This is a genomic window from Priestia sp. YIM B13489, from assembly GCF_042787645.1.
GTDB classification, from domain to species: domain Bacteria; phylum Bacillota; class Bacilli; order Bacillales; family Bacillaceae_H; genus Priestia; species Priestia megaterium.
The window spans coordinates 1-3,439 of the sequence record NZ_JBHZOQ010000041.1 but is presented as its reverse complement, the minus strand read 5'-3'; the positions used below and the strand labels follow the sequence as shown (position 1 = coordinate 3,439).

General features: G+C 34.2%; 6 protein-coding genes. 4 read left to right on the top strand and 2 right to left on the bottom strand.

Going from position 1 to position 3,439, the window contains the following annotated elements; genetic code table 11:
• A partial coding sequence (locus tag ACFX4W_RS04690; protein ID WP_377559270.1) for a cold-inducible protein YdjO-related protein occupies positions 1-114 on the bottom strand: 114 nt, incomplete at its 3' end.
• Between the two features lie 332 nt (positions 115-446).
• Here ACFX4W_RS04690 and ACFX4W_RS04685 point away from each other — a divergent pair.
• The 3 genes from ACFX4W_RS04685 to ACFX4W_RS04675 all read left to right on the top strand — a co-directional run bounded on the left by ACFX4W_RS04685 (position 447) and on the right by ACFX4W_RS04675 (position 1,572).
• The gene (locus tag ACFX4W_RS04685) at positions 447-761 is read left to right on the top strand and encodes a hypothetical protein (RefSeq protein ID WP_214989314.1); all 315 of its coding nucleotides are present in this window, start codon (positions 447-449) and stop codon (positions 759-761) included.
• 209 nt (positions 762-970) lie between these two features.
• A complete protein-coding gene (locus tag ACFX4W_RS04680) occupies positions 971-1,318 on the top strand; it encodes a hypothetical protein (protein ID WP_377559268.1) in 348 nt (115 codons plus the stop codon).
• Between the two features lie 47 nt (positions 1,319-1,365).
• Positions 1,366-1,572 carry a hypothetical protein gene (locus ACFX4W_RS04675; protein ID WP_162215313.1) on the top strand — a complete coding sequence of 69 codons (207 nt, stop codon included), beginning with the start codon at positions 1,366-1,368 and terminating at the stop codon, positions 1,570-1,572.
• 671 nt (positions 1,573-2,243) lie between these two features.
• Here ACFX4W_RS04675 and ACFX4W_RS04670 read toward each other — a convergent pair.
• Entirely contained in the window at positions 2,244-2,690 is a 447-nt protein-coding gene (locus ACFX4W_RS04670) for an OsmC family protein (RefSeq protein ID WP_377559267.1), read from the bottom strand.
• A 581-nt stretch (positions 2,691-3,271) separates the two neighbouring features.
• Here ACFX4W_RS04670 and ACFX4W_RS04665 point away from each other — a divergent pair.
• Positions 3,272-3,439, top strand: a 168-nt coding sequence (locus ACFX4W_RS04665; protein ID WP_377559269.1) for an HU family DNA-binding protein, incomplete at its 3' end; no start/stop codon positions are given.

Here is a 3,439-nt window from a genome sequence, read left to right as displayed (position 1 = left end):
GTCGTAAGAGAAATCTTTTCTCATCCAGCCCTTACAATCTTCTACTGTACATTCCCAAACCTCTGTTTGTTCTTGAGCTAAAGGTTCTTGATTTTTTTTGCCGTAATAATACATACTAACATCACTACTCCTCTCATTATAGTATACCTTATAAAGGAGTGATAAATACGTTATACCTTTTAATGCATACGTATTTTATCAGTATCAGTCTCTTATTTAAAATTTATAAAATAGGAGTAAAATGGTTAAATATGGATATTAAGGTATAACCATCAATGTTTGATTAATAATAGTGAAAGTGATGATAAAAATATAATAAAGAGCAATTTGCATTTGTAAACTGCTCTTTTATTTATGTATATTCATGTGCAATACTCCCTGGGCATTATTCTAAAGGAATCCCTCTTTTTATGTCGAAAATTAGTAAGTATTAAGGAGGGGGTTAGATGCCTAAAGATTTAGTGAAAGAACTGTTAGATAAAGGCTTTAAAGTAGTGGACTTAACATGTGTGGGCACTATAAATATCATTTCAGCAAAGGAACTGTCTTTAGAAGAAATAAGTACTGACGCCATAGTTGGCATGCTATCACTAGATGAAAACAGCATTAAGTTTTCTCTTGACGAAGAACTCCCTTATTTTGAGGCAAGCACTAAACCATTAGCTGGATATATCAATTCAGAAAGCAAACTGCCCATAATGGAGGATGCAATTATTGATTACAAAGTGTATGTTAAAGAAGCAATTCTTCAGTCTAAGTAGTCAGCAAAGGAGCAGTTTGTACTTGTAAACTGTCTTTTTATTTATAGGAGATAATTGACTGCTTTTAATTAAATACGATATGGAGTTCTAATGTGAAAACTTCAAAATACTTGCGGCTAATCTCCCTAACACTAATGCTAGCAATCTAAAAATGAAACTAACATCCCGTACTATAATAGAAAAAAACTAAATACTAGGGGAAATGAATGATGGAAGAATTAAAACAAGAAGACCAAGATGCAGGTAAACTGTATGAGAAAGGGTTTAAGTGGATGCGTTTTGTCAGCTTTTTTATGGTTGTGAACCTCATTTTCACCGTAGCTTTAGTAGCAGTTGCCTTAGTAGCCCCTCAAATTCAAGAAAATTTTCAATGGGTAGCATTTGGTGTATATGGGTTTACAGTACTTTATCTCATCTTTATGCGTGAAGTAGCCTTTAGAAAGACATATGGATCTTTGGTAGTTTGGATGCGAACTGTATGGAATTTTAGCTTTATTGCTAGTGCGTTCGGGGCCGTCACTATGTTTGTGGGAAACACTCACTGGACTTTATTTTAAAGGGATTGCCTGTTTATGTTGAAAGTAAAAATAAAGGAGGAATACATATGAATCCATACGAACAATTCCAATTAAATAAAGAAGTAGAAGAGATGGCTAAACAACGAATTGAAATCCATAAAATGCGAATGGAATTATCTGAAGAGCTGGAAAACAACTGGGATAATAAAGAACTTCAAGATAGAATCATTGAATTAGAGGAAGAAAGCCAAAAACTTAAGAAGAAAATTGAGGCTTTACAAGCTAACTTTTAAGTATCCTTTCAGGATGCTTTTTTGGATTAAAGTGTTTTTACCAGAGCTATATGTGTGAACTTAAGTGAATTACTACTTTCTTAAGTGATGTCTAGAAGTTTTTCTATGAATGGGCTCAGAGTCGAGATATTCAGTTTAGAAAAAAGACAAGTAACCTATTGCTTGCATTGGAATAACTACAAATAGCAAGCATCAACTATTTTGCTAGCATGTCTAACACCATAGAAATACAAAAGGGGATTACTGCCTTGCCCCGTAAGCTTTTACCCTATTATAAAATATCGTCTCTTTCATTCCTATTTCCTTCATAAAGGCTACAGTAGTGATTTTTTTAGGTGTCTATTTTTTAAAAAGTCTATCCCATTTTTTAGAAAAGTAATAATGGGATAGCTTTCTTTTTTATTAGGGGGGGCGCCCACAAAAATCGAATTTTGTACGCTAAGGAAATACTCCAGCTAAAAAAAGCCGATTTCCTTTATATTAAAGGAATCGACTTTTTATTTGTCTTACTCAATTAAAATGCCCTACCGTGGAATAGGAATATGAACTGTCTTTTATCCAAACCAACAAAAAACGAGATTTCTCAATAATAAATTGAGAAAAAATGTATCTAAGTAAATTGGCTTTTGGCGGTGCATGACACCATGTTGCCATAATGTTATATGTAACTATTATAATACTATTACTTTTGGCTGTACCGAGATTTCAATACTATTTCTTAAGGTATTACTGATGAAGCATGCCTTTTCTGCCCGGACAGAAACTTCTTCTAATTTTTCCACAGTAACACTTGAATCGGTTTTAATCGAAATTACCGGCTTGTGAATTATTTGTTTGAACTGCAGCTTTCCGTCTACCTTTTCGACAACGCCCTCGGATGAAACCTCAAGTTTTTCCACTTCTATTTTCCTGTTACTAAGCATAGCTGCAAGTGTAATCATGTAACAATTGTTCGCTGAGGAAATAAGCAGTTCCTCAGGATTAGTGCCGATGCCAGGTCCGTCGAGTTCCTTCGGGACCGATACTTCAAGGTTCGATCCTCCTGGTAAACGAATAATTCCATTACCCTCGCGGTTTCCTTGCCATGATCCATTTACAATAAAATAAGAACTTGTCATTTTGACTTCCCCTTTGATATTTTTATATGTTACACATTATAATCGTATCGGCAAGGAACGGGCTCCGCAGAATAGTGTGCGTTACTCTTCCTTATAGATAAAAAGATGCTGATCCAGATCCATGGCTGTCAAACCACACTAGTAAATCAAATCAGAAACAAAAGGGACGTTACAACAAACATTAAAAGAATATCTAGAACTCCACCGAATGTAGGAAGAATAGAGATGTTTTCTCTATACACGGAAATGCAGATGAGTTTGTGAAATTAAAATCGTTTTGAAAAAGTAAATAAAGTTTATTTTATCTGAGTAATCATTACTACGATAACCCTAGAGTTATAACTCTAGGGTTGTTTTGCTATAGTATCGATAGAATACTAATTCCGCATAGGATATACATTTTAAATCAATTTAATGCAAAAAAGCTGAGAAACTTAACTTCCTAGCTTTTTTGAGTTTCTATCGCTAATAGGAAAAGGGTTTTTTGACTTTCTATCTAATGTGATAAGGTAAGAAGTGTGTAGAAGCTGTGTTAACATCTCTACATACTAATTTAAAATAATAGGAGGAGGTGTTTGAATATGAATAAAATGGAACTAGTTAGGGCTGTTGCAACAAAAGCAGAACTAACACAGAAAGATGCTGAAAAAGCTGTAAATGCGCTACTGGAAACAATTTATAACACACTTGCCAAGAAAGAAAAAATCCAACTGATTGGATTTGGGACATTTGAAGTGCGGGACCGTGCA

What these genes read in the sequence shown, in the direction of transcription:
- ACFX4W_RS04685 (WP_214989314.1), top strand. Translation starts at nt 447, where the DNA reads ATGCCTAAAGATTTAGTGAAAGAACTGTTAGATAAAGGCTTTAAAGTA.
- ACFX4W_RS04680 (WP_377559268.1), top strand. Translation starts at nt 971, where the DNA reads ATGGAAGAATTAAAACAAGAAGACCAAGATGCAGGTAAACTGTATGAG.
- ACFX4W_RS04675 (WP_162215313.1), top strand. Translation starts at nt 1,366, where the DNA reads ATGAATCCATACGAACAATTCCAATTAAATAAAGAAGTAGAAGAGATG.
- ACFX4W_RS04670 (WP_377559267.1), bottom strand. Translation starts at nt 2,690, where the DNA reads ATGACAAGTTCTTATTTTATTGTAAATGGATCATGGCAAGGAAACCGC.